Source organism: Limnospira fusiformis SAG 85.79 (assembly GCF_012516315.1).
Classification (GTDB): Bacteria; Cyanobacteriota; Cyanobacteriia; order Cyanobacteriales; family Microcoleaceae; genus Limnospira; species Limnospira fusiformis.
Genome location: NZ_CP051185.1, coordinates 4,510,116 through 4,533,476, shown reverse-complemented (window position 1 = coordinate 4,533,476; position 23,361 = coordinate 4,510,116). Strand labels below are relative to the sequence as shown.

Annotated in this window: 23 protein-coding genes and 5 pseudogenes; 9 read left to right on the top strand and 19 right to left on the bottom strand. The window is 45.5% G+C overall.

Features of this window, described 5'->3' with window-relative positions:
• Positions 1 to 2 precede the first annotated feature (2 nt).
• Together HFV01_RS21520 and HFV01_RS21515 are read right to left on the bottom strand one after the other, a co-directional pair.
• A complete protein-coding gene (locus HFV01_RS21520; RefSeq protein ID WP_006621236.1) occupies positions 3 to 536 on the bottom strand; it encodes a hypothetical protein in 534 nt (177 codons plus the stop codon).
• Positions 537 to 567: 31 nt separating this feature from the next.
• Positions 568 to 1,863 (bottom strand): tetratricopeptide repeat protein, encoded by a 1,296-nt coding sequence (locus HFV01_RS21515; RefSeq protein ID WP_006621235.1) that lies wholly within the window; start codon positions 1,861 to 1,863, stop codon positions 568 to 570.
• A 75-nt stretch (positions 1,864 to 1,938) separates the two neighbouring features.
• Between HFV01_RS21515 and rimM the strand changes: the two genes are divergently transcribed.
• On the top strand, positions 1,939 to 2,577 hold the full coding sequence (rimM, locus tag HFV01_RS21510) for a ribosome maturation factor RimM (protein ID WP_006621234.1): 639 nt from the start codon (positions 1,939 to 1,941) through the stop codon (positions 2,575 to 2,577).
• Between the two features lie 70 nt (positions 2,578 to 2,647).
• Here rimM and HFV01_RS21505 read toward each other — a convergent pair whose 3' ends face one another.
• Positions 2,648 to 3,094, bottom strand: a complete 447-nt coding sequence (locus HFV01_RS21505; protein WP_245394381.1) for a helix-turn-helix domain-containing protein — start codon at positions 3,092 to 3,094, stop codon at positions 2,648 to 2,650.
• Positions 3,095 to 3,173: 79 nt separating this feature from the next.
• Complete coding sequence (locus tag HFV01_RS21500) at positions 3,174 to 3,359, bottom strand: hypothetical protein (RefSeq protein ID WP_006669854.1); 186 nt, start codon at positions 3,357 to 3,359, stop codon at positions 3,174 to 3,176.
• A 99-nt stretch (positions 3,360 to 3,458) separates the two neighbouring features.
• Between HFV01_RS21500 and HFV01_RS21495 the strand changes: the two genes are divergently transcribed.
• Together HFV01_RS21495 and HFV01_RS21490 are read left to right on the top strand one after the other, a co-directional pair.
• Positions 3,459 to 5,525, top strand: coding sequence for a TolC family protein (locus HFV01_RS21495; protein WP_006621231.1), 2,067 nt, complete (start codon positions 3,459 to 3,461; stop codon positions 5,523 to 5,525).
• Positions 5,526 to 5,669: 144 nt separating this feature from the next.
• Positions 5,670 to 5,969, top strand: a complete 300-nt coding sequence (locus HFV01_RS21490) for a 2Fe-2S iron-sulfur cluster-binding protein (RefSeq protein ID WP_006620154.1) — start codon at positions 5,670 to 5,672, stop codon at positions 5,967 to 5,969.
• A gap of 75 nt (positions 5,970 to 6,044) precedes the next feature.
• Here HFV01_RS21490 and HFV01_RS21485 read toward each other — a convergent pair whose 3' ends face one another.
• The 5 genes and pseudogenes from HFV01_RS21485 to HFV01_RS21460 all read right to left on the bottom strand — a co-directional run.
• Entirely contained in the window at positions 6,045 to 6,521 is a 477-nt protein-coding gene (locus HFV01_RS21485) for a universal stress protein (RefSeq protein ID WP_006621229.1), read from the bottom strand.
• 302 nt (positions 6,522 to 6,823) lie between these two features.
• Positions 6,824 to 8,013 (bottom strand): annotated as a pseudogene (locus tag HFV01_RS21480) (group II intron reverse transcriptase); the annotation flags it as partial.
• A gap of 915 nt (positions 8,014 to 8,928) precedes the next feature.
• Positions 8,929 to 9,006, bottom strand: a pseudogene (locus HFV01_RS21470) (HNH endonuclease); the annotation flags it as partial.
• Between the two features lie 21 nt (positions 9,007 to 9,027).
• The gene (locus HFV01_RS21465; RefSeq protein WP_071776838.1) at positions 9,028 to 9,243 is read right to left on the bottom strand and encodes a reverse transcriptase N-terminal domain-containing protein; all 216 of its coding nucleotides are present in this window, start codon (positions 9,241 to 9,243) and stop codon (positions 9,028 to 9,030) included.
• Positions 9,244 to 9,637: pseudogene (locus HFV01_RS21460) on the bottom strand (zinc ribbon domain-containing protein); the annotation flags it as partial.
• Between the two features lie 577 nt (positions 9,638 to 10,214).
• On the opposite strand from HFV01_RS21460, the gene HFV01_RS21455 reads away from it, so the two are divergent.
• Together HFV01_RS21455 and iscB are read left to right on the top strand one after the other, a co-directional pair.
• Positions 10,215 to 10,412: a hypothetical protein gene (locus tag HFV01_RS21455; RefSeq protein ID WP_231296424.1), complete on the top strand. Its 198-nt coding sequence runs from the start codon at positions 10,215 to 10,217 to the stop codon at positions 10,410 to 10,412.
• A 567-nt stretch (positions 10,413 to 10,979) separates the two neighbouring features.
• Positions 10,980 to 12,254 (top strand): annotated as a pseudogene (iscB, locus tag HFV01_RS21450) (RNA-guided endonuclease IscB).
• A gap of 51 nt (positions 12,255 to 12,305) precedes the next feature.
• Here the strand turns inward: iscB and HFV01_RS21445 are convergent.
• Entirely contained in the window at positions 12,306 to 12,713 is a 408-nt protein-coding gene (locus tag HFV01_RS21445; protein WP_006621222.1) for a hypothetical protein, read from the bottom strand.
• Positions 12,714 to 12,720: 7 nt separating this feature from the next.
• The gene (locus HFV01_RS21440) at positions 12,721 to 13,866 is read right to left on the bottom strand and encodes a peptidylprolyl isomerase (RefSeq protein WP_008057492.1); all 1,146 of its coding nucleotides are present in this window, start codon (positions 13,864 to 13,866) and stop codon (positions 12,721 to 12,723) included.
• A 158-nt stretch (positions 13,867 to 14,024) separates the two neighbouring features.
• Here HFV01_RS21440 and HFV01_RS21435 point away from each other — a divergent pair, with 158 nt between their 5' ends.
• Complete coding sequence (locus HFV01_RS21435) at positions 14,025 to 14,945, top strand: glutaminase (protein WP_006621220.1); 921 nt, start codon at positions 14,025 to 14,027, stop codon at positions 14,943 to 14,945.
• A 221-nt stretch (positions 14,946 to 15,166) separates the two neighbouring features.
• Here HFV01_RS21435 and HFV01_RS21430 read toward each other — a convergent pair whose 3' ends face one another.
• The gene (locus HFV01_RS21430) at positions 15,167 to 17,971 is read right to left on the bottom strand and encodes a CHAT domain-containing tetratricopeptide repeat protein (protein ID WP_193520368.1); all 2,805 of its coding nucleotides are present in this window, start codon (positions 17,969 to 17,971) and stop codon (positions 15,167 to 15,169) included.
• A 16-nt stretch (positions 17,972 to 17,987) separates the two neighbouring features.
• Here HFV01_RS21430 and HFV01_RS21425 point away from each other — a divergent pair, with 16 nt between their 5' ends.
• Positions 17,988 to 19,001: a FecR family protein gene (locus HFV01_RS21425; protein ID WP_235677617.1), complete on the top strand. Its 1,014-nt coding sequence runs from the start codon at positions 17,988 to 17,990 to the stop codon at positions 18,999 to 19,001.
• A gap of 247 nt (positions 19,002 to 19,248) precedes the next feature.
• Positions 19,249 to 19,899, top strand: a complete 651-nt coding sequence (locus HFV01_RS21420; protein ID WP_006621217.1) for a hypothetical protein — start codon at positions 19,249 to 19,251, stop codon at positions 19,897 to 19,899.
• A gap of 232 nt (positions 19,900 to 20,131) precedes the next feature.
• Here HFV01_RS21420 and HFV01_RS21415 read toward each other — a convergent pair whose 3' ends face one another.
• The 3 genes from HFV01_RS21415 to HFV01_RS31075 all read right to left on the bottom strand — a co-directional run bounded on the left by HFV01_RS21415 (position 20,132) and on the right by HFV01_RS31075 (position 21,067).
• Complete coding sequence (locus HFV01_RS21415; RefSeq protein WP_006669848.1) at positions 20,132 to 20,272, bottom strand: PIN domain-containing protein; 141 nt, start codon at positions 20,270 to 20,272, stop codon at positions 20,132 to 20,134.
• A gap of 9 nt (positions 20,273 to 20,281) precedes the next feature.
• Positions 20,282 to 20,521, bottom strand: coding sequence for an antitoxin (locus HFV01_RS21410; protein ID WP_006621216.1), 240 nt, complete (start codon positions 20,519 to 20,521; stop codon positions 20,282 to 20,284).
• Positions 20,522 to 20,737: 216 nt separating this feature from the next.
• Positions 20,738 to 21,067, bottom strand: a complete 330-nt coding sequence (locus HFV01_RS31075; protein WP_006669846.1) for a hypothetical protein — start codon at positions 21,065 to 21,067, stop codon at positions 20,738 to 20,740.
• A 163-nt stretch (positions 21,068 to 21,230) separates the two neighbouring features.
• Here HFV01_RS31075 and HFV01_RS21400 point away from each other — a divergent pair.
• Positions 21,231 to 21,623, top strand: a pseudogene (locus tag HFV01_RS21400) (zinc ribbon domain-containing protein); the annotation flags it as partial.
• A 92-nt stretch (positions 21,624 to 21,715) separates the two neighbouring features.
• Here the strand turns inward: HFV01_RS21400 and HFV01_RS21395 are convergent.
• The 4 genes from HFV01_RS21395 to HFV01_RS21380 form a co-directional block, all read right to left on the bottom strand.
• On the bottom strand, positions 21,716 to 21,940 hold the full coding sequence (locus HFV01_RS21395; RefSeq protein WP_228116490.1) for a ParE family toxin-like protein: 225 nt from the start codon (positions 21,938 to 21,940) through the stop codon (positions 21,716 to 21,718).
• Between the two features lie 41 nt (positions 21,941 to 21,981).
• On the bottom strand, positions 21,982 to 22,212 hold the full coding sequence (locus tag HFV01_RS21390; RefSeq protein WP_006621212.1) for a hypothetical protein: 231 nt from the start codon (positions 22,210 to 22,212) through the stop codon (positions 21,982 to 21,984).
• A 285-nt stretch (positions 22,213 to 22,497) separates the two neighbouring features.
• Positions 22,498 to 22,773 (bottom strand): hypothetical protein, encoded by a 276-nt coding sequence (locus tag HFV01_RS21385; protein WP_006621211.1) that lies wholly within the window; start codon positions 22,771 to 22,773, stop codon positions 22,498 to 22,500.
• A gap of 126 nt (positions 22,774 to 22,899) precedes the next feature.
• Complete coding sequence (locus HFV01_RS21380) at positions 22,900 to 23,115, bottom strand: hypothetical protein (protein ID WP_006621210.1); 216 nt, start codon at positions 23,113 to 23,115, stop codon at positions 22,900 to 22,902.
• Between the last annotated feature and the right edge of the window lie 246 nt (positions 23,116 to 23,361).

Here is a 23,361-nt window from a genome sequence, read left to right as displayed (position 1 = left end):
GATTATTTAACTTCTAAATTTTCGGTTTCCACAGTAAAAGCAGAGTTGCTGCCATCCTCAATAGATAAAGATTGAATCTGGGATGCAATTACCTCTATTTGTACCTCGCTAAGATTGACAGTAGCATCAAGTTCATCAATAATATCCTGAGCATTTTCGGTCATATATCTAATCTGTTCCAGGATTTCTTCTTTATAGGCTTCTAGGTTTTGGCAACAGGCTTTAACCTGTTGTGCTTGTCGGAAAAACCAGACTAAAATTGTGATTGATATGGTACTAGGAATTAACACGGCTATCAATATCCATGTATTCAAAAAAGGATTTAACCGTTTCCTGGTATGGTTAACTTCTTTCTGAATTAAAAAGCGTTGACTCGCGGAGTTACGGTTAATAAAAGAGGGATTTTGCGCCCAGATATCTGTCGGGTTTAATTCCTGAATTTCTGACGGTATAGCTGCGGATGATACCCCCGAACAACCCATCAATAACAGCCATCCTGCCACCATATAGAGATAGGTTTTAGTCAAATTTATCATATTTAGTCAATCTCCCAATACCTAACTTTAATTATTTAGTTTTCAGCAATTGTTGAAATCTTTGTTCCTGACAAATGCCGGCAAAATCAGGTTCTTGTTGAGCAAACTTTTGCACGGCATCTGGGTTAATCCGCAGGGCGCGTTTAAGGTTTTCGATCGCCAATTCTCGATTCCCCGTGAGGGCATAGCAACGAGCCTTATTGTACCAGATTTTATAAAAATTAGGACGAATTTTAGCAGCCTGATTATAAGAAGCGATCGCCTCGTCATACTGTTCCAAATTCATCAAGGCTTGACCGCGATTATTCCAAGCATCTAAATAATCAGGTTTTAAAGCGAGCGCCCGGTCATAGGAAAAAATCGCGGCTTGATAATAATTAAGTTTCCCTAAAGCCACCCCACGATTACTCCAAGCATCAGGATAATCTGTGCGAATTTGGATGGCTTTTTCATAGGAAGCGATCGCCTCTTGATAGCGCTTGAGTTTGGTTAACACCACCCCTCGATTATTCCAAACTTCCGCCAAATTAGGCTCAAGTTTTAACGCCTGATTATAAGCATCTACTGCCGATTCTAATTGATTTGACAAAAATAACTTTTCTGCCTGTTTAGCCAGCTCATGAGCCTCAGCTATGATGCGATCACGACTAGGGGTTTCCGGTTCTTTTTCCTTATCCTCAGAAGTCTCAGCCGTCTCAGGAGTCTGAGAATTAGAATCATCAGATATCCCAGCGGAATTATTAGCGATCGCGTTTTGGGTAGTCTCCGAGACTGGCGAGACTAGGGAATCATCAGTCTCCGACTCAGGGACTTGAATCATAGTTTGCACCTTGAGACTCTCGATAGCTTCATCAGCCTTAGTAGTATTTTGTTCCAATTGATAGAGAGTATTTCTCGCCTCATTAATACTCTGTTCAATTTGACCAATAGCATCAGCTTTCAGGCTCTCAATTTCTTGCTGAACAATAAATACTTGATCCGTCAACTTAGACAGCAAAAACCAGACTCCCACCCCCGCGATAGTTGGGAGCAAAAATAGGAACACTAGCACTAAATTCAATAAAGCCAGAGTGCGGCGAAAAGAACTATCTACCTCAGTTTGAACACGATCGCGCAATTCCCAGTCCGACTCAGTTACCGCCTGAGCTACAATGTGGGAACTCGACCTAGACCCGTCCCACTGTAGAGGTTCCACAAAAATTGTAGTCGTACCCAAAGATAGTAGAATAGGAATCACAGCTAAACTAGCTTGTTGTTGTGGGATACGATGCTTGATAGTTCCCCCCGGTAGGGAGAAAATGGGAACTTGTCGAGAACTCCGCGTCATAAGTTACTAAGCCAATGCTGGTTAAAATGCTGAAATCTTATCATGTGTTGTGTCGGGGTTCAGGAGACTGGCTAGATGTCTGATTGGATCGAAATTGGTAAAATTGTAGCTGCTCAGGGTTTAGATGGCGAGATGCGGGTATATCCAAATTCTGACTTCCCGGAAAGATTTATCGAACCCGGAACCCGCTGGCTACAAAAACCCGGACAAAATGAACCATCACCCGTAGAACTTCTGGGGGGGAGGTTTATTCCTGGAAAAGGACTCTATGCTATTGAAATGGTAGGGGTGGAAACCCGCGAACAAGCGGAAGCCTTGCGGGATAGTCGCCTATTCATTCAATATGGCGCGCGCCCCCATTTAGACGATAATGAGTTTTATGTATTAGACCTGATTGGCTTAGAAGTCTTTAATCAAGACACCCAAGACATGATCGGTACAGTTATTGATGTCATCCCCGCCGGAAATGACTTGTTAGAGGTCCAGTTAAATTTTACCCCCACCGAGGAAGACCTCGCCACCGATACAGAACGACAAGCTAAACTAGAGAAAATTCCCCAAAATAAACGTCGCAAGCGCCATTTCCAAACCAAAGCAAAGCAACCCAAAACCGTATTAATTCCCTTTGTTAAGGATATCGTCCCCGTTGTGGATTTAGAGAATCGCCGTTTGGAAATCACCCCTCCCCAAGGCTTAATCGAATCGCAAACATAGCCCCCCTCGAATATTATCAGGTAATACTAGAGACCAAGTAGGCCTTGGCTCCAGGGCTGTGCTCAATTCATTAATTATCAATTGTTCGTTTCCGACGCTTCCCTTTATTGTCAATATAGCGCTGTACTTCTTCCCGAGATGTCACCCAAGCATCAATAGTATTATCCCAGGTAAATTCTATGTAATGTCGCTTCCTAATAGTCTGCACTCGCTGAAACGAAACATTAAGAATGCGGGCTACATCAGCCTGTCGTAGACTATTACTAGGCTGTGATAAATTAGCCTTAACAGTTTTGACATCTTTGAGAGAATCCAAAGAACTTAACTTATGTTGCATCAAATTAATCGAGATGGCGGAAGGCTGAGAATGTCCATTTTCCCAGCGGTTAATAGTTTGTGCAGATACACCCAGAAATTCCGCCAGTTCAGCTTGGGACAACTCTAAATCTCCCCGGAGTTGACGAAGCAGTTGGGGGATATCCTGTAAATTTTTTTCGGAGAACGATATCGGTTTCATCATCATAGCAGGTGTGGGATGGAGCAATTTTGTAATAGTCAGGCTGACAGCTAACTAATTGGCAGCCCCTATATTCAGGTTAAGATAAATTCCCAGAAACACCAACAGTAATTTCTCGGACATTTCTTGAATTGTGAACACCAATCACTGCTAAAATGTCCGTAAAAATACGGAGATTTTGATTGGCAAAAGCGATCGCATTAATGAAAACACCCCTCAATGCCCCATCTGACAACGCCCCCAGGCCTGTGAAAATTACCATCATTCCCGAAAATGGCGATTAATATTGGGCATTTTCGAGTAATACTTCAACCTTGCTTTAAAATGAGTTCTGGACTTGCAGACTGACTATATTGAAAAAATTATGCCTGTTCTTCGCTATTTGATGGCTGTGGGAGTGAGTGGAGCAATTGTGTTGTTCAATGTTGGGCAGGGAGAAGCAGTGCCTTCGCCTGTTGAGTCCCAGGATAGCTTATCTGACCATCCTCTAACTCAAGAATCAACTCTCAAGCAAAAACCAACCAAATTTGTAGCCTCACCAACTGCTCAAACCCCCATTACTGACCATGAACCTAACGACACTAGCCTTGTAGCTGGTCAAATTGACCCACAGACTCCAGAATTGTCTTCCCATGACACCATTGGAGAAACCTTGAGTAACGACGGGTTCATGGAAACCCCCCCCAACCTGCTGGGAAAATATGAGGCTAAGTCTCCTAACCATGATGGGTTAGCCTTAGAATCAGTAGACTTGCCGGGAAAATATCAGGCTAAGTCTCCTAACCATGATGCGATCGCCCCCTCAACTGATGTAAACTCCGCCACAGAGGTATCTTCCGAAAGCCCCTCACAAGAAGTGGCTATCAGTAACAATTCTCATGGTCAATCTGCGATCGCAAATAATCTGACAGCACCAGTACAACTGTCCCAAGTAGATACACCAGAAATTCAAATCCCTGACTTGACACCCCCTACCGAGCCATACCCCCAAAGGTATCCAGATGGAACCTTACGCACTGAACCACCTTCAATAGTTTTACCCAGCACTAACCCCCTGCATTTTCCCAGTCAACCTGGGGAAGTAGAAATCGAAGAAACCGTTCCGATTACCCTAGAACAAGCATTTGATTTGGTGCGGCGCAACAGCCCAGAAATCCAAGTTCTACAACTCCAGGTTGAGCAAAATCTCGCGGGGTTGCGAGTTGCTCAAGCAGAACTGTTCCCTTCCCTATCATTCACCTCCAGCTTGACCCGTTCCGAAACAGCAGGAGCCACCATATCCACCCGCGCCCAAAATCGTCGGATTCGCAATCAACGCCGTCAAGCCGCCGCTAGAGGTGAAGTTGACACAACCTCCTTTCAGATCCCCTTTGGATCTACCAGCTTTGATAACTCCCTGCAAATTCAATATGATTTTGGTTTAAGTGGAGCCAGAGGATCGCGAATTAGAGAAGCCGAACAGCAACTGCGAGCCGCAGAGTTAGAACTCGAACGGGTGATTGAAGAAAGTTATCTTAGCGTCGCCCAAACCTACTATAACCTACAAGCCTCCGATGCGGAAGTCGAAATTCAGCGCGCCGCTGTTCGCAATGCTCAAAAAAGTTTGGAGGATGCAGAAGCCCTCGAACGCGCTGGGGTGGGTACTCGGTTTGAGGTTTTACAGGCTCGTGTTACCCTCGCCAGCACCCAGCAGGATTTGACTAGCGCTATTAGCACCCAAAGAACATCTCGGCGCAATCTCGCTAGCCTATTAAATGTCAGTCAAAATGTCAATTTAGTCGCAGCAGACCCGATATCCTTGGCGGGAACTTGGGAATTTACCCTCAATGAAACTATCATCCTCGCCTATAGGAATCGCCCCGAGTTGGAAACACAGTTAGTTAACCGTAATCTAGCTGCAGAAAGACGCAGACAGGCTTTATCTGCAACTCGACCTAATTTAACTGGTTCCGCTAGTTATAACGTTCTTGGACAGCTTTCTGATGACGCTAATCGCTTTGCGGCTCAGGGTTGGGCTGATGGTTATAATGTTCAACTACAGCTACGTTGGAATTTCTTTGATGGGGGTGCGGCTAGGTCTAGGGCTAGACAACAGGAACTTGGTATAGCGATCGCTGAAGAACGCTTTTCCCAAACCCGCAACCAGATCCGCCGAGAAATTGAAGAGGCCTTCTTTAACCTACAAGCTAGTTTTGAGAACATTGGAGTTGCTAACTTAGGCGTTGAGGAGGCTACAGAAGCTCTCCGATTGGCTAGACTCCGTTTCCAAGCTGGTGTCGGTACTCAAACTGATGTCATTAACCAAGAAACTAGCCTCACTCGCGCCCAAAACCAGTTACTCAGAGCAATTATTGGTTATAACCGCGCTCTGGCTCAATTGAGGCGATTTGTTAGCAATCTCCCCGATAATATCCTTCAAGATCAACCTTAACCGCAATTCACTTGTCCAAGGATGTCGGTTTCCCCAAAAACGGATTATTTGGTAGACACTTTGGGAAACTTCCTTTCCTCAAAGCCTTGTCTGATAACAACAAAATCTCTGTCAACCTAACCTTCCTAGATTCAAAAATTCATCATGGCTAACATCAATTTTGTCAACGAAAACCGCGAAGTTATTGCCGCTGATGGCGCAAATCTCCGACTCAAAGCGATGGAAAATCAGATTGATTTGTATACCTTAAAGGGAAAACTCCTCAACTGTGGCGGCTACGGTCAATGTGGTACTTGTATTGTGGAAGTGGTTGAGGGTATGGAAAATCTCTCCCCTAAAACTCCGGTGGAAGAACGAATGCTCAAGAAAAAACCTGATACCTACCGCTTGGCTTGTCAAACTACTGTTAATGGCCCGGTAAGTGTTAGAACTAAACCTAAATAGATCCGTTTAAACTTACCGGGACTCTGTTCCCATTTGGGCGATCGCTATTTGATTTCGTTTGATCTTAATGTTTTCTTAATGGCGATCGCTACTCTGTACTACTAAAACCGAACAGGGGGCGCGATGAACCACAAAGTTGCTCACACTTCCCAGCAACGCCTCAATTACCCCCTCGTATCCCCTGCGTCCTACCACGATTAGATCCGCATTCCAGTCTTTGGCTATTTGACAAATGCACCGCCCCGCATCCCCCATTTTCCAATTCCAGTCAGCAGTGATATTCTGGTCCGTAGCACGACGAGTACAACTTGTTAGCCAACTGCGGATCTGGTCCAGTTCACTCTCTAGCCGATCCTGCATAATTCGCGAGTAACGAGCAATATTAGTCGCATGAAGATCGCTAAAACCATAGGGGTCCGGTTCGCTCACCTCCAGGCGGTGAAAAATCATTAGTTCCGCTGAGTTGTTTTGCGCTAGTTCCATCGCCTGCTCTAAAACCAGTTCGCTATGATTCGATCTATCTAGCGCTACTAAAATCCTATGATATGCCATGATTCAACTCCCTTTGATATTGATACCCTACTTCTCAAGGGCTATCGCTCAAGGGTTCTGGCTCATTGTTTCCCTCTTTCGTCTTCCTGAAGCAATTTAACAGGAATCTCACACCCGACTCCGTTACTCATCATCTATAAGATTTCTGAAACTAAGTCTTGGGGAAAACACTAGACGGGTACACCCTATAACAACCCTACAGAGGCAGGAAAAATAACCGATTTTCAATTCAATTAGGGGTCGAGATAGACCTACCCCTCCAATTTAAAAGGTGTGCGTGAAAGTTTCCCTTCACACGGCTCCTAGTTTGATTGCTCCTCTGTTAAGGACACAGCATCAGCCTCATCTAGGGCTGTTTTGTCATCGCGGGTGTGGCGGTGTAATAGCTGAAGGTTCTTGTACTCATCTTTACCACCCTGGCTTCGAGGTACAATGTGGTCTACCTCAACTAAATCTGATGGGGTGAAGTATTGCCCACACCAGGCACACTTACCTTTTTGCTTTTTGAGTAGTTTGGCTACTCTTGTCGGTGTATCGATTGCTTGTCCTTTTCTGGTTGCCCAGTAAGTCCAATTTCCGTCGTATGGCGTCGCGTCCGGGCGAACTAGCGTGTGTCTGACCAATGGAGTCCAATCATGTTGCCATAATGTGAGTCCATCTCTGGTTTGAAATAACCAAGTTTCCTGTCTTTCTTTTCCATTGCTAAGTTTAATTTTTCCACGTTTGAAGTAGTTTCCTAACTTATCGTGGTTTGCCTTTCCGCATCTTGAAGCTGTCCATGCCCTTAACATTTGCCAGACTATGTGGTCTAGTTTACTGAAGGTTTCGGTTGAAACTGCCCCTGAGTAGTAATTTGACCATCCCCGTATTATCGGGTTAAGTCTACTTATCAAGGTTGACTGGGGTGCTATTTTATGTTTTTTATTACACCCTTAATCACTTCTGTGTGGGCTTTAACTGCTTTTCTGCTGGGTTTTATGCAGGTTTTATGTCCGATGAGTCGGCTTGCCATTCCACCTGTTTTTCCAGATTTGTATTTTCCAACTGGGTATTGTCTGATATTAAATCCTAAGAAATCGAATCCTGGCTCTTCAGTTTTACCCTCGTATTGTATGGGGTTTAGTGTATGACACACTCTTTTCTTTTCAGGTTTGATTTCTAGTCCTACAGGTTTTAACCATTTGGAAATTGCAGTTTTGCACTGTTCAATGATATCGAGTGAAGGTGATATTACTACGAAATCATCGGCGTATCTTATTGTGGTTGCTTGTATTACTCCCTTTTTCTTGGGATACATTGTTTCAATTAACCTAGCCATCCCATCCAGTGCAATGTTGGCTAGGAGTGGGCTAATCACCCCTCCTTGTGGTGTCCCTGCTTCTGTATCCTTGAATACACCGTTGTCTAGCACTCCCGCTTTTAACCATTGTTTCAGGTTGCGTTTGATTATGCTGGGACAATGAATTTTGGACAGTAAGTAATCATGGTTCACGGTAAGAGCATTTTGTTAGGGGTCGAGAATGGAGTCACCACCATCCCCTCCCATTCAGAACCATACGTGAAAGTTTCCCAGCACACGGCTCCTGATGTAGATACCCCTTTTGTCACTGGGAACAGGGTTACAACCCCCTGCTTTATGACCTCAACTTTCAAAGCTATATGCTTGCGTTAGTCTTTAAACTCGCTTTCGCCATTAAACTCTTACTTATCGCGGTCTCTATATCCACACCGTGATTAGTGGGCATATCCTAACCATTACAGTTAGGCATTAGCTTTCCATCACATCCTTTCCCCTTAAAGGCATACGCTTACACTTTTTCACTACTCCACGGGTACATCCCGCCACTTGAGAGCCAATGAGGGGTTTAAACGTTCCATCTATGCGGGCATTCCATCTTTAGATTTGTCCTATCCACCGGGGTACTTTTAAAGGTCTGTGTAGGTAGTTATAGCAGCCTCCTACTTTTTTTCCCTCGCCCTTTTGAGCGCAGCGTATCAACCTATTTCGCTACTGACGCATTACAATGGTTCAAGCCGGACATTCGGTTTCCCTAATCATGGATGGTTGGCAGTGGTCGAGTGAGAGGTAGGTTCCTCTATTACGCCTTCCGTTCCCCGCTTCAACCCTAGGAGTGTGAATCCTCAAATTGGGGGTGGCTACCGCCGTTACTCTCAACCTTACGTTATACTCAAGGGGTTCACAACTTCCCTCTTTTTTTTCGCTCAGTCTTGACCTTGAGTCTCTCTGCCTTATCTGGTTGTCGAAGCCAGATGTTGAGACACATAGATAGTTATGGGATGGTCAGGGGTGCGAATCCCTTATATTCCACCAAGGGGTGGAAGTACCACTAGGAGGTTATTTCAGGCATTGCAGCCCTATTTCATTCCTAAACGTCTCGCACGCTATCACCCCATCTACTCCAGCCGTCTTTTTGCCTTGACCCGCTTGAGGGGCGGGTTTATTAGGCTGACTGTTGGGAAGCATGGCTGACCGTGGAACCCGCCCCTACAGCCGCACTGCTAAGAGCCGGGCATAATATGATTTCACCAGTAGACGTTGCAACTTTCTAACCTTTGCATCTTGTCCCGATTTAGCTGCTTGGTATATCCTCTTTTGGAGCTTAAAGACGTACCGCTGAACTTTAGCCCAGTTGATACCTCTCCAAACAAACGCACATCTTAGTAAGATTCGGTTTCCCGAATCCTTTACCGTCTGATACATTTACGCGACATTTTTCCGGTTGTTCCCGGACAATGCGACGATAGCACTATTACCCGTTAAGGTAACAGAGGCGGTATCCCGCAAAGCTTTTAGAAAGATTCCAAAAGCACCGTTCCAGTCCCGTGGTAGAGTGAACCCGCACTCAGGACATCGGAACACTTTTGAGCCACCTAGCTGGGAATGGACATGACCACAGTGAGTACAGGTTTTGCTGGTGTATTCTTCGGTCACATCTACAACTGTTCAGTTATTTCCGCGCTTGATGTCTCAGGGTTAGTTTGAATCGATAATGCGCCCATGTCAGCATGGCTCGGGCAGTCTTAGACCTGATTAGACGCTTCACCTTGGCAACCATATTGGAAGTCTCGAAGGTGGGCCCAAAAATCCGGCTGTGTTATGGGATGGTCAGGGATGCGACCCAATCAACCAAGGGGTTGAAGTCCTCACCGGGTAGTCCCCACGCCCATTTCAGCTCTATTTCATACCCGAAGGTCTCGCAGGTAGGGGTCGAGAGGGAAGTCGCCTTCCCCCACTCCTATTCAAAACCGTGCTTGATACTTTCGCATCACACGGCTCCTGATGTAGATACCCCTTGGCAACGGGAACAGGGTTACCAACCCCTGCTTTTGTACTTCAACTTTTGGAGCTAAATACAACATCGTAGTGTTTAAACTCGCTTTCGCCGTTAAACTCCTGTTGATTGCAGTAACTATATCTACACCGTGACTAGTGGGCATATCCTAACCATTACAATTAGGCATTGGCTTTCAGTCACATCCCTTCCCCTTAAAGGCATACGATTACACTTTCACTACTCAACAAGATGTACCTGCCGAGAGCCTAAAAAAAAAAGGGGTTTAAACGTTCCGTTTATATGGGCATTCCATCTTTAGACTTGTCCTTTCCACCGGGGTACTTAAAAAGGTCTGTGTAGGTGTTGTATGGAAAACCCTACTTTTCCCCTTGCTCTTTTGAGCGCAGCGTGGCAACCTATTACGCTACTCAATAATGACGATGGTTCAAGCCAGACATTCGGTTTCCCTAATCATGGATGGTTGGCAGTGGTCTCGATTCTGGTGTTAGGTTACACCTCGGAGCCTTCCGTTCCCCGCTTCAGTCCTAGGATTGTGAGTCCCAAAACTGGGGGTGGCTATCGCTTTTACCCTTAGCACCTTTATCATAACTTTCTCATTATGTTAAGAATTATTACGATTTGTTACAATGTGCCTTGACCCTGGGTTCCCTGCCTTGATTTGGTATCGTATGATACAAATCGTCGGGACATATAAACAGTTATAGGGATGTTCAGGAGTGCGCTCCTTATATTCAACCGAGGGGTTTAAGTCCCTACCGGGCGGTTATTTCAGGTATCTCAACCCTATTTCATGCCCGAACGTTTCGCACCTTTCGTATCCATGATAACATTTTTTTCTTCCCAAACGTTGTACTTATCAAAAAAAACGAACAGTTGACCACCAGCTATTAACTCTTGCATAAAATCCGGTAATTTCCGGCTCCTGCCGGAAATTACTCCTCACAGAGTCTGCAAGATGCAGGTCTAGGATTAGACCTACGTTAAGGGGGTGATGACACCCACAGGTGAACGCCAGCCTGTTGCTCTGTCGTCTATCTTTAAGGAATGAGATGAGTGGATTGGCAATCTCGAGTGAGCTAGACGTAAAAAGCCCCTTTAACATGACCGAGGCAAACATTACCCCATATGGGAGATGGCTTAAATGCCAAATTACCAAAATTACGTTTTTGTGGTTGACACACTGGGGCAACCGTTAAGTCCCACTCATCCGGCTAGAGCCAGAAAGCCTTTGAAGCAGGGTTTAGCCGCAGTCTTTAGGACTTATCCATTTACAATTATCCTCAAGAAAACCGTTGAGAACCCGGGCAATGAACCATTACGGGTCAAGTTAGACCCAGGGGCATCAGTGACGGGTATTGCCTTAGTCAGTCAGAAGACAGGTACAGTTATCTGGGGGGCTGAATTGGCTCATAGAGGAGATAGAATCCGAGCCAAGTTAGCTGCACGTCGCCTGGTTCGCCGCCACCGTCGTTGCCGAAAAACTCGTTACCGTCAAGCCAGATTCAATAACAGAAAGCGCCCAGATGGATGGTTGGCTCCCAGCCTCAAACATCGAGTTGAAACCACCTTGACCTGGGTAAATCGACTGATTTCCTCATGTCCGATAACGGACATATCAATGGAGTTGGTACGGTTTGACACCCAAAAGCTGCTCAACCCGGAAATATCTGGAGTTGAATACCAGCAAGGGGTGTTGTTTGGATACGAGTTGAGAGAATATCTCTTGACGAAATGGCAACACCAGTGTGCCTACTGTGGTGCCAAAAATATCCCTTTAGAAATCGAACACATTCAGCCAAAAAGCCAGGGTGGTTCCGACCGAGTTAGCAATCTGGCTATTGCTTGCCATAAATGCCATCAGAAAAAAGGTTCTCAGTCGGCCCGTGAGTTTCTGGATACCAAACCCGAAATCTTGAAGCTGTTGCTAGTTCAGGCCAAGGCCCCCCTGAAAAATGCGGCGGCCGTCAACTCTACCCGATGGGCATTGTTTAACGGCCTGAAGCTAACTGGATTACCCATTGAAATTGGCACTGGAGGTTTAACAAAATATAATCGGACGGTTCAAGGATTACCGAAAACCCATTGGCTAGATGCGGCTTGTGTTGGGAAAAGCACCCCGACCCGGTTGAAAATTAAAACTCACCAGCCACTACTAATTACTTGTTTTGGGCGCGGTGGTCGTCAAAAAGCGGCTCCTAACAAGAGGCTTCCGATTCGCCATAACCCATTAAAACCAATTAAGGGATGGCTTACCGGGGATATAGCCAAGCATAAGACATAAGGAATCGGTAGAATCACCCCGTCGAGTCGTGGCAGTTTTGTTTTAACCAAACCTGACCAAACTCAGTTTTCAGTGAAGCCAATAGATTTGAAACCTGTTTTTAGGAGAGATGGCTATTTGTATAAATTTTCCTGAGTTTTCCGGTAATTACCAGGTTATAGATATACTGATTTTATGGTGGGGGTTTTACCAATCCTGATTAGGCGATCGCTCTGGAAACTGCTTAGGAAGCCGTAGGCGGGGAAATCGATAGAAGGTATTACCATCTTGATCAAACTCAGGAATAGCAGCAAATACCCCGGCTTGTCGGTCTAAATATTCTTGAGCGACATCAGCACTAACCCGCGCCAAAGCGGCTAATTGAATTAAAGAAATTTCGCCATCTTGGGATTCAATTAATTGATAAAAAGCATGATCAAGCTGGCGTTGTTCTTCCCGTTTAGAATTGATATTAAACAGGAATAATCCCACGAGAACACCCAAAGCAGCCACAGATACTAATTCTAAAATAGCCATAATAGCTGGCACAAATGATGAGAGAGTACAATCATCGATAATAGTGGGTAGTGGCAATTTATTAATTGCCACTTTCAAGGCTTGGTTAAGCGGACTTCTTAGGTTGAACCAAATTTTCTAACCCTTGAATGACCTTAGCAGATGCGATCGCATCACCCTGTGTCAAATTCCGCAAAACTTCCTTACCTTCGGTCACATATCCAAACACAGAATAGCGACCATCAAGCAAATTAAGTCCCGCCGGAGTCAGTTCTGGTTCAAACAAGAAGAAGAAAAACTGAGAAGAGCCGCCGTCCGGGTCACTTTCAGGACGAGCCATAGCGACAGTTCCATAAGCAGAAAAGGGCAAAACTGGCTGATCACGATAACGACCCGCCGCCTCTAGGGTAATCCCATAAGTAGGCTCATCGTCCCCACGCACCAAAATTTCCAGAGGAACAGCCCTATATTCGCCTGTGTCGGGGTCAATAAATCCCTCCTCTGGACCGGGTGGATCTCCGACTTGCAAAACATAGGACTCTTCGGAGCGGATAAACTCCAACCCATCATAAAACCCACGTTGCACCAAATCCACAAAATTACCGGCCGTTACCGGAGCGCTATAACCATCGACGACGAGGGTAATATCGCCTTCAGAGGTAGTCATCTTGACGGTAGCACGGCCTTTGAGTTGGGGGATATTGGCATATTCTGCGGGGACCTCAAAAGGAAATTCTCCAACCATCATTTCCTGAAGCTGAGTCACCTGAGACAACATAGAGGCGCGGGTTTCTAGAAGTGTTTCACCATCTTTAACATCCAAAGCCGATCGCATTCGCTCAATTTCGGCTCTGAGTTCCTCAATAATAGCCTTAGCTTCAGCTTGGCGCGCGTCGGGGATACTAGCCAAAATATCCCCTTCATTGATAGATAGAATCCTAGCAGCAGTGGTAATATCTCCCTTAATAGGACTCCAGCGTTTACCCCTAATGCGATCAGCAATCTCTTCAAGGCTACCCTGAAATTTGCGAATCGGCTCATTGTCAATAGGGAGAGCATAGCGCAGGAGAGCCTTACCATCAGTAATAGCATTACCAGCAGGTAAGACACTTTCCCGTTTTGGCGTACTATTGCCGCCATCCCACCAAGCGGCGCTCAGACCGACGGAAAGAACACACAGCAATAGGGCAATCAGGCCAGTTTTCAGCCAGCGTTTACAGGTATTCATTATGGACTTGGACAAATTCAGCATAAATTATTATTTTTTTCCCTAACCCATCTTGCCATATTCCGGCGCAGTTCAGAGAAACTATAGCAGCCAACAGATAACAAACTCAATCTGGTGGTTTATATAACTCTCCCAAATCGGAGTCAAAATAGATAATAGAGTTTTGGTTAATCTATAAGCCTATGAATAGTCGGGCAAGATTGAGTTTAAACCTGGTGCAACTAGAGACATGGGTTGAAGCTGCTAAGTCTCGCAGCGATGAAGGCAGTTTACCGACCTATATTCCTCAGTTAGCCATAGCCTGTCCCAAGGCATTCGCAGTTCAAGTTTTAGATTCCCAGGGGAACTGTTATTTATTAGGCAATGGTGATCTGAGATTTTCCCTGATGAGTGTGGTTAAGCCATTTCTGTTGTTGTATATGTTGGTAGAGTTGGGGGGCGATCGCATATTTGCACAGGTGGGAATGGAACCTTCTGATTACCCGTTCAATTCTCTGGAACAATTGCAGGCTGATGGTGGCTGGCCCCGTAATCCTATGATTAATAGTGGTGCGATCGCTTTATCGGCGTTGCTTCCTGGCCCTGATGGACAAACACGATGCCAAGTATTATGTGATTGGTTAAATCATTGGGGCGGCTGTTGTCTGCAATTGGATCACGATACGCTCAATTCTGTGCGTTCGGCCCCCAATTCTCGTAATGATGCCATCACTACGGAATTATATCACCGGGGGACTATTTCTGATGCGATCACTGCTATTGATGCTTACAATCATATTTGTTGTTTGTCTGCCACAGTGGAAGATCTGGCTAAATTGGGGATGTTATTATTGCAGCCTCCTCAACCGACTTGGATAGAACCCTGTAGACAGGTGAAAGCATTGATGATGACCTGTGGGTTATATGAAGCCTCTAGTCGATTTGCGGTCCGGGTGGGAGTCCCTACTAAGTCGGGAGTCAGTGGGGTGGTTTTATCGGTGATTCCCGGTTGGGGGGCGATCGCTTGTTATAGTCCTCCTCTTGATGATACCGGAAATTCAGTAGCCGGTTTATTTTTAATTGAAGAAATAGTGCGATCGCTTAATCTGAGTATTTTTAATTGAATCCTTAATCAGGTACGCAGTTCATCACTTCCTAGGTCTTTGATGAGCAAGCGATCGCGTACAATTCCATAATTGACTATCTGGTGCGTCAGGTTCATTCATTCCCATAACACTTATTATACAAGGGTCTGACGCTACCAGTTCATCAATCCTTAATATAATACGCGGTTCATCACTTCCTGGGTTGGTGATTATGAAGCGATCGCGTACCCACCATCTCGCTAATTTTGCCATTCTCCCTGAATAGTAAAACCCGCCCAATAATAGGGAGAATGCCATTGAGAGTTTTGCCAGATTTCAATTTGTGCTTGACGAAGTGCGGCGGCGGGGGAGAGACCATTGTCGAGCATATAACGATAGAATAACACCATTAATTCTGCTGTAGCTTGGTCATCTACACTCCATAAACTCACCACCACACGCGCCGCGCCAGCATACATAAATCCCCTCGTAAGTCCCACCAAACCTTCTCCCCTAACCTGTTGCCCTAAACCCGTTTCGCAGGCACTTAAAACCACCAAATCAGCGGGTAAATTTAGGTTAAAAATATCATGTAGTCTCACAAAACCATTGACAGGCTGACCGTCAGGATTAACCAAGGAAAGCACCAAGCCAGACAGTTCAGGATTTTGGCTGTTGAGTATCCCATGAGTAGCATAATGAATAATTCTATACTGACTCATTTTATCACTGATAGCCACCTCGCGGGTAGCCGCAAAACCATATTCTTTGCTAAAAGATTCTGCGGGAAATAAAGATACAATTTGTTCGGCTTCCGTCTGTGTAAAAGGTAGGCGGTCAAATAAGATGCCGGACTCTCGCGCCGATTGCTCTAAATCAGGAGGCAAAGAAGTTGAAGTAATCTCATTATTATTATGCAATCTTTCATCATTAGTGCCAAACACCGGATCTGCCAAAATTGCTAAGTATCTTTCTGCTGGTTGCCGGCCAAAAAGTTCATTTCTCAGAACCGCTAAAGCGGAAGCAGATGGGAGAGTTACGACTTCTCTGGTAATAATTAATGGTCGATATTCTTCATCACTGGATTGATAAGCGAGGGCGACAAAAGGAACAAAGTTTAAGACTCCATAAGGTACTATTAAAACCCGACTTTTATCAGTATAATTAGATAAGGGTTCGAGGAGAATTTGACCCAAGTTTTTACCAGCATTTTCTGCTAAAGTTCGTCTAATTCTGAGATTGCCAAAAATGAAACTATCCCTAAACCTCTTGGTTTCGGCTTCTAAAACTTCTCGACCTGGGAGTTCATAACTACTAATATAGTTGTGAGTAACTATCCAGAGAAAACTCCGTTTTTCTCCAACAAAATAAGCCAACAATACACTGTCTTTGTCGATAACGCTTTCTTGAATTTCGGCTAAATTTAAGGGTTCTGGTTGAGTTAGGGCGGCATAGCGGGGACTGGTAGCGCGAATTTGACCGAAAATACTGCGGTATTTAATTAGTAGCTGTTCTAATTCATTATCAATGGCGGTTTTTTGAGAGTCTGTATGTTGTTGACTGAGTAGTTGAATGCGACGTTCTTCTGCAGCGGCTAATTGTTGCTGAATTTGTTGTTTTTCAGCTAGTATTTGCGGGTCAATACCTCCTTGAACTTCTCCGGAAATTTCGGCTAGTAAATCTAAAAGCGATCGCGCTTTTGCTCGTTCACTAACTGCTAAGGCTAAACCATCATATCCTTGTCCCGGATTTTGTTGATGGAAGTCCATTAACAAGTCAATATAAAACTCATAATATTCTTGTTTGGATGCAAAAAATGAGGTTCTTAAATCTTGGCTAACTACATTAGTCCGCAAGTCTTCTATAATCTCAATAGCGGCTTGAATAGCCATTAAAGAATCATCTTGATTACCTAATTCCCTCTGGGCGATCGCTATTCGATATAAAGATAGGGCTTCCCGAGAGCGATCGCCAATTTCTTGGCGTATAACTAAAGCCTGCTGATAAAATTCTAAAGCCCGGTCAAACTCTCCCAGTGCAGCAGAAACCACACCGATATTATTTAAAGTGCTTCCCAGTCCGCTACGGTTGCCAATTTCCTCCCATAAAGGTAAGGCTTGCTGATAAGACTGTTGTGCAGCATTCCAGTTTTCCAACCTAGTATAGGTAAAGCCAATATTATTAAGAGTAGTAGCCTCTCCGCGAAGATCGCCAATTTCCTGATATCGTCCTAAAGCCTGTTGAAAACTTTGTAAAGCCGGCTGGAAATCATCCTGAGACTCATGATATAACCCTATATTATTGAGGGTACTAGCTTCGCCACGGACATCATTTAACTCTTGCCACAAACTAAGCGATCGCTTATAATAATCTAAACTCAGTTCAAAATTTCCCAAAGCATCATAAAGCAAACCCAAATTATTCAGACTACTAGCCAATCCTACCCTATTATTAGCCCGTTCGTGTAATTCTAAGGCTTGGGTGTAGGCTTCCAGGGCTTCTTGAAACTTCCCTAAAGGTTCATAAACCGCCCCCAAATTATTTAAAGCGTAGGCTTTCCCCCGGAGATCTCCCCCTTGAGTATAAAAAATAATCGCCTGTTGATAGACTTCAACTGCTTTCTGATAATTCCCTAACTCATAGTGAATTTTGCCAATTTGGTTGAGGCTATAGGCAGCATCCAAAATGCGATCGCTACTCTGATAATAACTCAAAGCCTCCTGATAAGCCTCTAAACTGGCTCGCAAGTCCCCCAAGGTCTTATAAACTAATCCCAAACCCAGGAAAGTCTCAGCCGCCTGAGACCCTAAACCCAGTTGTTGATACAATATTAGGGCTTGGTTAAGCTCAACCAGGGCTTGTTGTAGAGATTCTGGAGATCCCTCTTGTACTAATTTTACCCCCGCAGCAAAAGCGGTATCAGCCTCTGTCAGACGTGGATCTGGGGTAGTAACCTCCTCACCTATGGCAACTAAAATCGGAGTAAATCCGACTAAAGCTAAGGAGACCACAGCAACTAAGGGGATAACCCGGCGGGTAAATTGCGTAAACTGAAGCGACAGCATAGATTTAATTAGGAAAATGGTAACAACAGGGACGAGTTGGCTAAAGCCCAACGGTGACAACTTTTTCAAGTATGCCTTCTTTCTGATACCGGGAATGACGGCGATCGCCATTACCATGATGGAATTAGGTATCTTCGGGGCTATTAAACCGGCGATCGCTAATACCTCCCCATTATCCCAGGTTGACCGGACCGCCACCCGCAGTTTGATGGTAGAGGAACTCCAGGGGAGAGTTACCATTAATGGTAGACCAGCCCAATTTGGCGATCGCTTAGGGGTGGGAGACGTGATCACAACCGGAAGACGTGCGATCGCTATTTTACGAGTAGATAGCAATATCGGTGTTTTGGAATTAGCAGAAAACACCACCCTGGAAATTAGAAGCCTATCAGGACAACCAGGACTCGACCCTAACCAAGAAACCGTTGTTTTTATTTCCAAAGGTCGGGTTAGGTCTTCCATCGCCCGTTTTGTTAGCGCCCCATTCCGTAATTCTACCGCTTCTCACCCCCCCCAGGAAATCGCCGCCCTAAACTGGGAAGGAATATTTAGCCAAGACTCCCAAAACTCTGAAGAGTCTGTGGAAACCTCCCCTTTTCGAGTAGAAACCCCTGTAACTGTCGCCGGAGTTAGGGGAACTTCCTTTGGGGTCGATGTTGGACCAGATGGTAAAACGGGTATTAGCACCGTTGAAGGTATTGTGGGCGCTTCCGCAGAGGGACAAGAAACCCAAATTAACAGAGAAAAATCCTCCGTAGTTAACCTTAACCTACCTCCCACTGCTCCTGATCTAACTCCACCTTTGTCTGATTTACAAGTGTTTCAGGTAACGCGACTTAGCCCTAGGAGAGCTAGAATTGTAGGACAAGTTGATCCGATGGATATAGTTGATATTGATAATCGGGCGATCGTCACGGATTCTGAAGGTAAATTCGATTTAATCGCCAACCTCCCCCCGTCTCGTCGCTTCCGCATTGTGGTCAGAGGTCCCGCCGTCCGAGAAAGAGAATATTCTGTGCCTGTTCCCTAAAATCTCGGTTAATATTTAACCCAGATAGACTATAGAGACAGGGTGAGCGCTGATGTGCTAAATACCGCCAGTACAGCCTAATTAACCTACCCTGTCGCTCAACTAAGCGATCGCCGTTTCCGTCAGCTTTTTGCCAACTTTAACTGTCCGGGTTAAACAAATTTCTCCAGAAATTGTGAACTAAATTCAAACAACCCACGTCAATAGAGACAAATCAATTAATTTACACCCGAGGATAATGTAAACTATGTTCCACCAAAAACTCTACCGTTCTGCTACATCTATCTTCCTCACCCTCGGTTTAACTACTGGACTAGCAGCCCCTCTATTGCTGCATCAAACCGTAGCGCGCGCCCAACAATTACCGGGTTCTCTACAACGGGAAAGAATTTCCGCCGGAACAACTATCCCCGTGGAATACCCAGAAGCTGATAGAATCGTTCTCACCCCCACAGAAACGACCGCTCTGACTATGGTAGTCGCCCAAGATATCCGTACTAACCAAGGACGGGTTTGGATACCCGCAGGGGCGGAAATTGTTGGGGAATTGCGACCCGCTTCTGGTGGTTCTCAGTTTGTGGCTAATGAGGTGATTATCAGCAACAATCGCCGATATCGTCTTGATGCTAATTCTAACGTTGTCACCCGCACGGAAACCGTCCGTCGTGGTCCTTCTGCTGGTAATATCCTTAAAGGTGCTGCTGTGGGTGCGGCGGCGGCGGCGGCTTTGGCGGGGGTACTCGGAGATAAAGCGATCGCCACTGAGGAAGTTCTCGGCGGCGCGGGACTAGGGGCTCTGGCGGGAGTCTTCATTGGTCGCGGTCAGGTGGATGTCGTTGTGATTAACCCAGAACAAGATCTGACCCTGACAATGCGATCAGATGTACTTTTCCGCTAAATTCATCCAGAATAGTTAAAAAACCCGGTTTCTGCACCTGGCTCGCCTGCCACCTCGGAAACCGGGTGTCTACTACTATCTGTCGTCTTTAAAGTGTTAAGTTTATAGCCTCAACCAACTCCATCTTAGACAGTAGGAATTAACCTAATTTGAGATTAAATCATGCTCTTCGCTTAAACCAAAGACATCCTATGCCAAATCTTGTATTTTCAAAGCAACCAATTATCTAACTTCATCGTAGTTCACACGCCACAATGATGCTAGTACAAACGCTGTCTTCCCAGACATCTACAATATGCTGGAAAATCCGACCTTGAGGATGTCTGACCAAATCTGACAGGATATTTGTATCAAGGAGGTATTGATAGGTCATTGGGTGGTACTAAAGTGTGATGTCATCAAGGGGAAGTAACCCCTCATCTATATTAGGGAAATCATCCGTAATGTCTGGCAACGTAGTTAGCAAAGAAAGGAGAGAATTAGCAGGAATGGGTTCAATGATTAAGCGATGACCTGCTTTGCGTAACAAAACTTCTGTACCCGATAGGGCAAGTTCATGGGGAATGGTTAGGACTTGATCTTGTCCATTTGTTAGTAAGGAAACATGACGAGAGTTTTGCATAAGTGACCTCTTTGTTGTTTCAACTGTCAGAAAATCGGTGAAAATCTATCTCTGTATCTGCTAGTTTGGCAAGAATATCGGGAGACCGGGAGAATGAATTATCCCAGAGCGCGAAGCGATCGCATCTTGCTCATCAGCAGGCAAAGTTTTCAATTAGGCGATCGCACCCTCAAGCAACTCAGTCATTGCCACTTCACCCAGAACTTTGTACTCATTCTATCCATTATCGCCGCTCTCAGGCAGATTGAGCATAGCCCGATCGCGCTCTTGGAAAGCGGGTAGACTTCCCTGAGCCTGCCAATGTTGTCCTCTGCCAAAAATCGAGCCGCGATCGCATCTTGTTGGTCGGGTGGGAGTTGTTGGATTTGGGCGATCGCCTGTTGAAGATGGTTTCCCGTCGGGGTCGGTAAGCGAAGCTATGCCCAACGGGCTTATCGCTACTGCTTCTACCCGGTTACTATGTCCTCCCATGGCTTCCCGTGGTGCGATCGCCATTTCACCCGGTGCGATCGCCGTTGATGCAGATTTGCTAGAATTGAGGAGCATGATTTAATCTCAAATTAGGTTAACATTTTACGGCAATACGGTATAATACCAAGTATGGTGCGAGACCTTCGGGTATGAAATCGAGCTGAAATGGGCGTGGGGACTACCCGGTGAGGACTTCAACCCCCTGGTTGATTGGGTCGCATCCCTGGCCATCCCATAACACAGCCTGATTTTTTGGCCCCCCTTCGAGACTTCCAATATGGTTGCCAAGGTGAAGCGTCTAATCAGGTCTAAGACTGCCCGCGCCATGCTGACATGGGCGCATTATCGATTCAAACTAACCCTGAGACATAAGCGCGGAAATAACTGAACAGTTGTAGATGTGACCGAAGAATACACCAGCAAAACCTGTACTCACTGTGGTCATGTCCATTCCCAGCTAGGTGGCTCAAAAGTGTTCCGATGTCCTGAGTGCGGGTTCACTCTACCCAGGGACTGGAACGGTGCTTTTGGAATCTTTCTAAAAGCTTTGCGGGATACCGCCTCTGTTACCTTAACGGGTAATAGTGCTATCGTTGCATTGTCCGGGAACAACCGGAAAAATGTCGCGTAAATGTATCAGCTACCATCACCCATCAAATCTCTCAATTATCCCTAACCCTAATCACCTTATCGATCCCGTCTAACGCACCCTAATCCTACTGACTAAATCCGTTTTAGCAATTCATCGTAATCATCGTGTGTGCCAATCCAATACCAGTAAATATCGTCGCCTTCGAGTAAACCTAAAACACGATAATTGAGACTGACACGAGCAGAATAAATCCGTTGCTTCTGACTGACTCGCTTGAACTGAAGGCTCGGATGATAAGGATCTTCTTGCCAAAGGGCGTAAGCTTTATGGGCTTGTTCTTGAACTGATGCAGGCAAATCACCTAGCCGCTGGCGAAATGACTTTGTGACGCTTGATTTCATTTTTGTGTTGGGAATACCTCATCAAGGGCAAGAGTTTCTCCTGCTGCGATTTCCTGCCGTACCATTGCGGCCATCTGATCCCATTGCTCGTCTGTCGTGGTAGCAAAACTGGTTTCCCATTTTTGCTCGTCCTGCAACTCTGCCAACAATCGAGCGGCGATCGCATCTTGTTGGTCGGGTGGGAGTTGTTGGATTTGGGCGATCGCCTGTTGAAGTAGTTTTGTCATTTTTCAGAAGCAGTTAACACCACCAAATCACATCGCTTCTTTATTTTACCCAAGGCTGTGCTTTTTTTGGGGCGGTTTCGCAGCTATTGAGTCTACCTACTTACGAAAATCCAGCACCTCGTTTGAGTGTTGCATCCAAAAGTATGGCTACCCAACCACCAAGATAAGCGGCGGCAGATAACCTTTGGATCCCGATCAAGATATCTCAAGCGTCCGCTGCCAAGGGGTTGTTAGCTGGGGTTTTAGGGCAACAACTCAACAAAAAACTGGTGTCAAGTATTGCCGTCATGCCAAATTACTTGGCTGGGAACTCCACCCATACACAGGGTCAATCTCATTAAGGAGGATATCCTCATCCCGCTCTGAAACATCCTGTTGAGCAGACTTACCTAAGCCGGCAACAGAGAGCAAAAAGTTTTGTTGACAAAGATCAGGTTTCTTATCCTGAGACGTTTTATAGCGCAAGTAGTCAAGAAAATTTGCCAACTCTACCAAAACCTCATCAGGCAGAGCATTTACTACCTCAACAAGATCTTGCCGCTCGACTATTGTTTTAGACATGGCTATATTGCTAATGAAACCGCGTTGCTGCCCTATTCTAGCATCTGAGTAAGTAAACGAGGAGCGATCGCATCTTGCTCATCAGCAGGCTTTTCAATTAGGCGATCGCACCCTCAAGCAACTCAGTCATTGCCACTTCACCCAGAACTTTGTACTCATTCTATCCATTATCGCGGCTCTCAGGCAGATTGAGCATAGCCCGATCGCGCTCTTGGAAAGCGGGTAGACTTCCCTGAGCCTGCCAATGTTGTCCTCTGCCAAAAATCGAGCGGCGATCGCATCTTGTTGGTCCGGTGGGAGTTGTTGGATTTGGGCGATCGCCTGTTGAAGTAGTTTTGTCATTTTTCAGAAGCAGTTAACACGACAAAATCACATCGCTTCTTTATTTTACCCAAGGCTGTGCTTTTTTTGGGGCGGTTTCGCAGCTATTGAGTCTACCTACTTACGAAAATCCAGCACCTCGTTTTAGTGTGGCATCCAAAAGTATGGCTACCCAACCACCAAGATAAGCGGCGACAGATAACCTTTGGATCCCCATCAAGATATCTCAAGCGTCCGCTGCCAAGGGGTTGTTAGCTGGCGTTTTAG

Bases quoted from the DNA above. Each gene is read 5' to 3' on its own strand.
- HFV01_RS21485 (WP_006621229.1), bottom strand. From the start codon at position 6,521: ATGGCATATCATAGGATTTTAGTAGCGCTAGATAGATCGAATCATAGC.
- HFV01_RS21505 (WP_245394381.1), bottom strand. From the start codon at position 3,094: ATGAAACCGATATCGTTCTCCGAAAAAAATTTACAGGATATCCCCCAA.
- HFV01_RS21385 (WP_006621211.1), bottom strand. From the start codon at position 22,773: ATGTCTAAAACAATAGTCGAGCGGCAAGATCTTGTTGAGGTAGTAAAT.
- HFV01_RS21390 (WP_006621212.1), bottom strand. From the start codon at position 22,212: ATGACAAAACTACTTCAACAGGCGATCGCCCAAATCCAACAACTCCCA.
- HFV01_RS21435 (WP_006621220.1), top strand. From the start codon at position 14,025: ATGAATAGTCGGGCAAGATTGAGTTTAAACCTGGTGCAACTAGAGACA.
- HFV01_RS21430 (WP_193520368.1), bottom strand. From the start codon at position 17,971: ATGCTGTCGCTTCAGTTTACGCAATTTACCCGCCGGGTTATCCCCTTA.
- HFV01_RS21465 (WP_071776838.1), bottom strand. From the start codon at position 9,243: ATGTATCAGACGGTAAAGGATTCGGGAAACCGAATCTTACTAAGATGT.
- HFV01_RS31075 (WP_006669846.1), bottom strand. From the start codon at position 21,067: ATGCTCCTCAATTCTAGCAAATCTGCATCAACGGCGATCGCACCGGGT.
- HFV01_RS21515 (WP_006621235.1), bottom strand. From the start codon at position 1,863: ATGACGCGGAGTTCTCGACAAGTTCCCATTTTCTCCCTACCGGGGGGA.
- HFV01_RS21380 (WP_006621210.1), bottom strand. From the start codon at position 23,115: ATGACAAAACTACTTCAACAGGCGATCGCCCAAATCCAACAACTCCCA.
- HFV01_RS21420 (WP_006621217.1), top strand. From the start codon at position 19,249: ATGTTCCACCAAAAACTCTACCGTTCTGCTACATCTATCTTCCTCACC.
- rimM (WP_006621234.1), top strand. From the start codon at position 1,939: ATGTCTGATTGGATCGAAATTGGTAAAATTGTAGCTGCTCAGGGTTTA.
- HFV01_RS21495 (WP_006621231.1), top strand. From the start codon at position 3,459: ATGCCTGTTCTTCGCTATTTGATGGCTGTGGGAGTGAGTGGAGCAATT.
- HFV01_RS21520 (WP_006621236.1), bottom strand. From the start codon at position 536: ATGATAAATTTGACTAAAACCTATCTCTATATGGTGGCAGGATGGCTG.
- HFV01_RS21440 (WP_008057492.1), bottom strand. From the start codon at position 13,866: ATGCTGAATTTGTCCAAGTCCATAATGAATACCTGTAAACGCTGGCTG.
- HFV01_RS21490 (WP_006620154.1), top strand. From the start codon at position 5,670: ATGGCTAACATCAATTTTGTCAACGAAAACCGCGAAGTTATTGCCGCT.
- HFV01_RS21410 (WP_006621216.1), bottom strand. From the start codon at position 20,521: ATGCAAAACTCTCGTCATGTTTCCTTACTAACAAATGGACAAGATCAA.
- HFV01_RS21425 (WP_235677617.1), top strand. From the start codon at position 17,988: ATGGTAACAACAGGGACGAGTTGGCTAAAGCCCAACGGTGACAACTTT.
- HFV01_RS21500 (WP_006669854.1), bottom strand. From the start codon at position 3,359: ATGATGGTAATTTTCACAGGCCTGGGGGCGTTGTCAGATGGGGCATTG.
- HFV01_RS21415 (WP_006669848.1), bottom strand. From the start codon at position 20,272: ATGACCTATCAATACCTCCTTGATACAAATATCCTGTCAGATTTGGTC.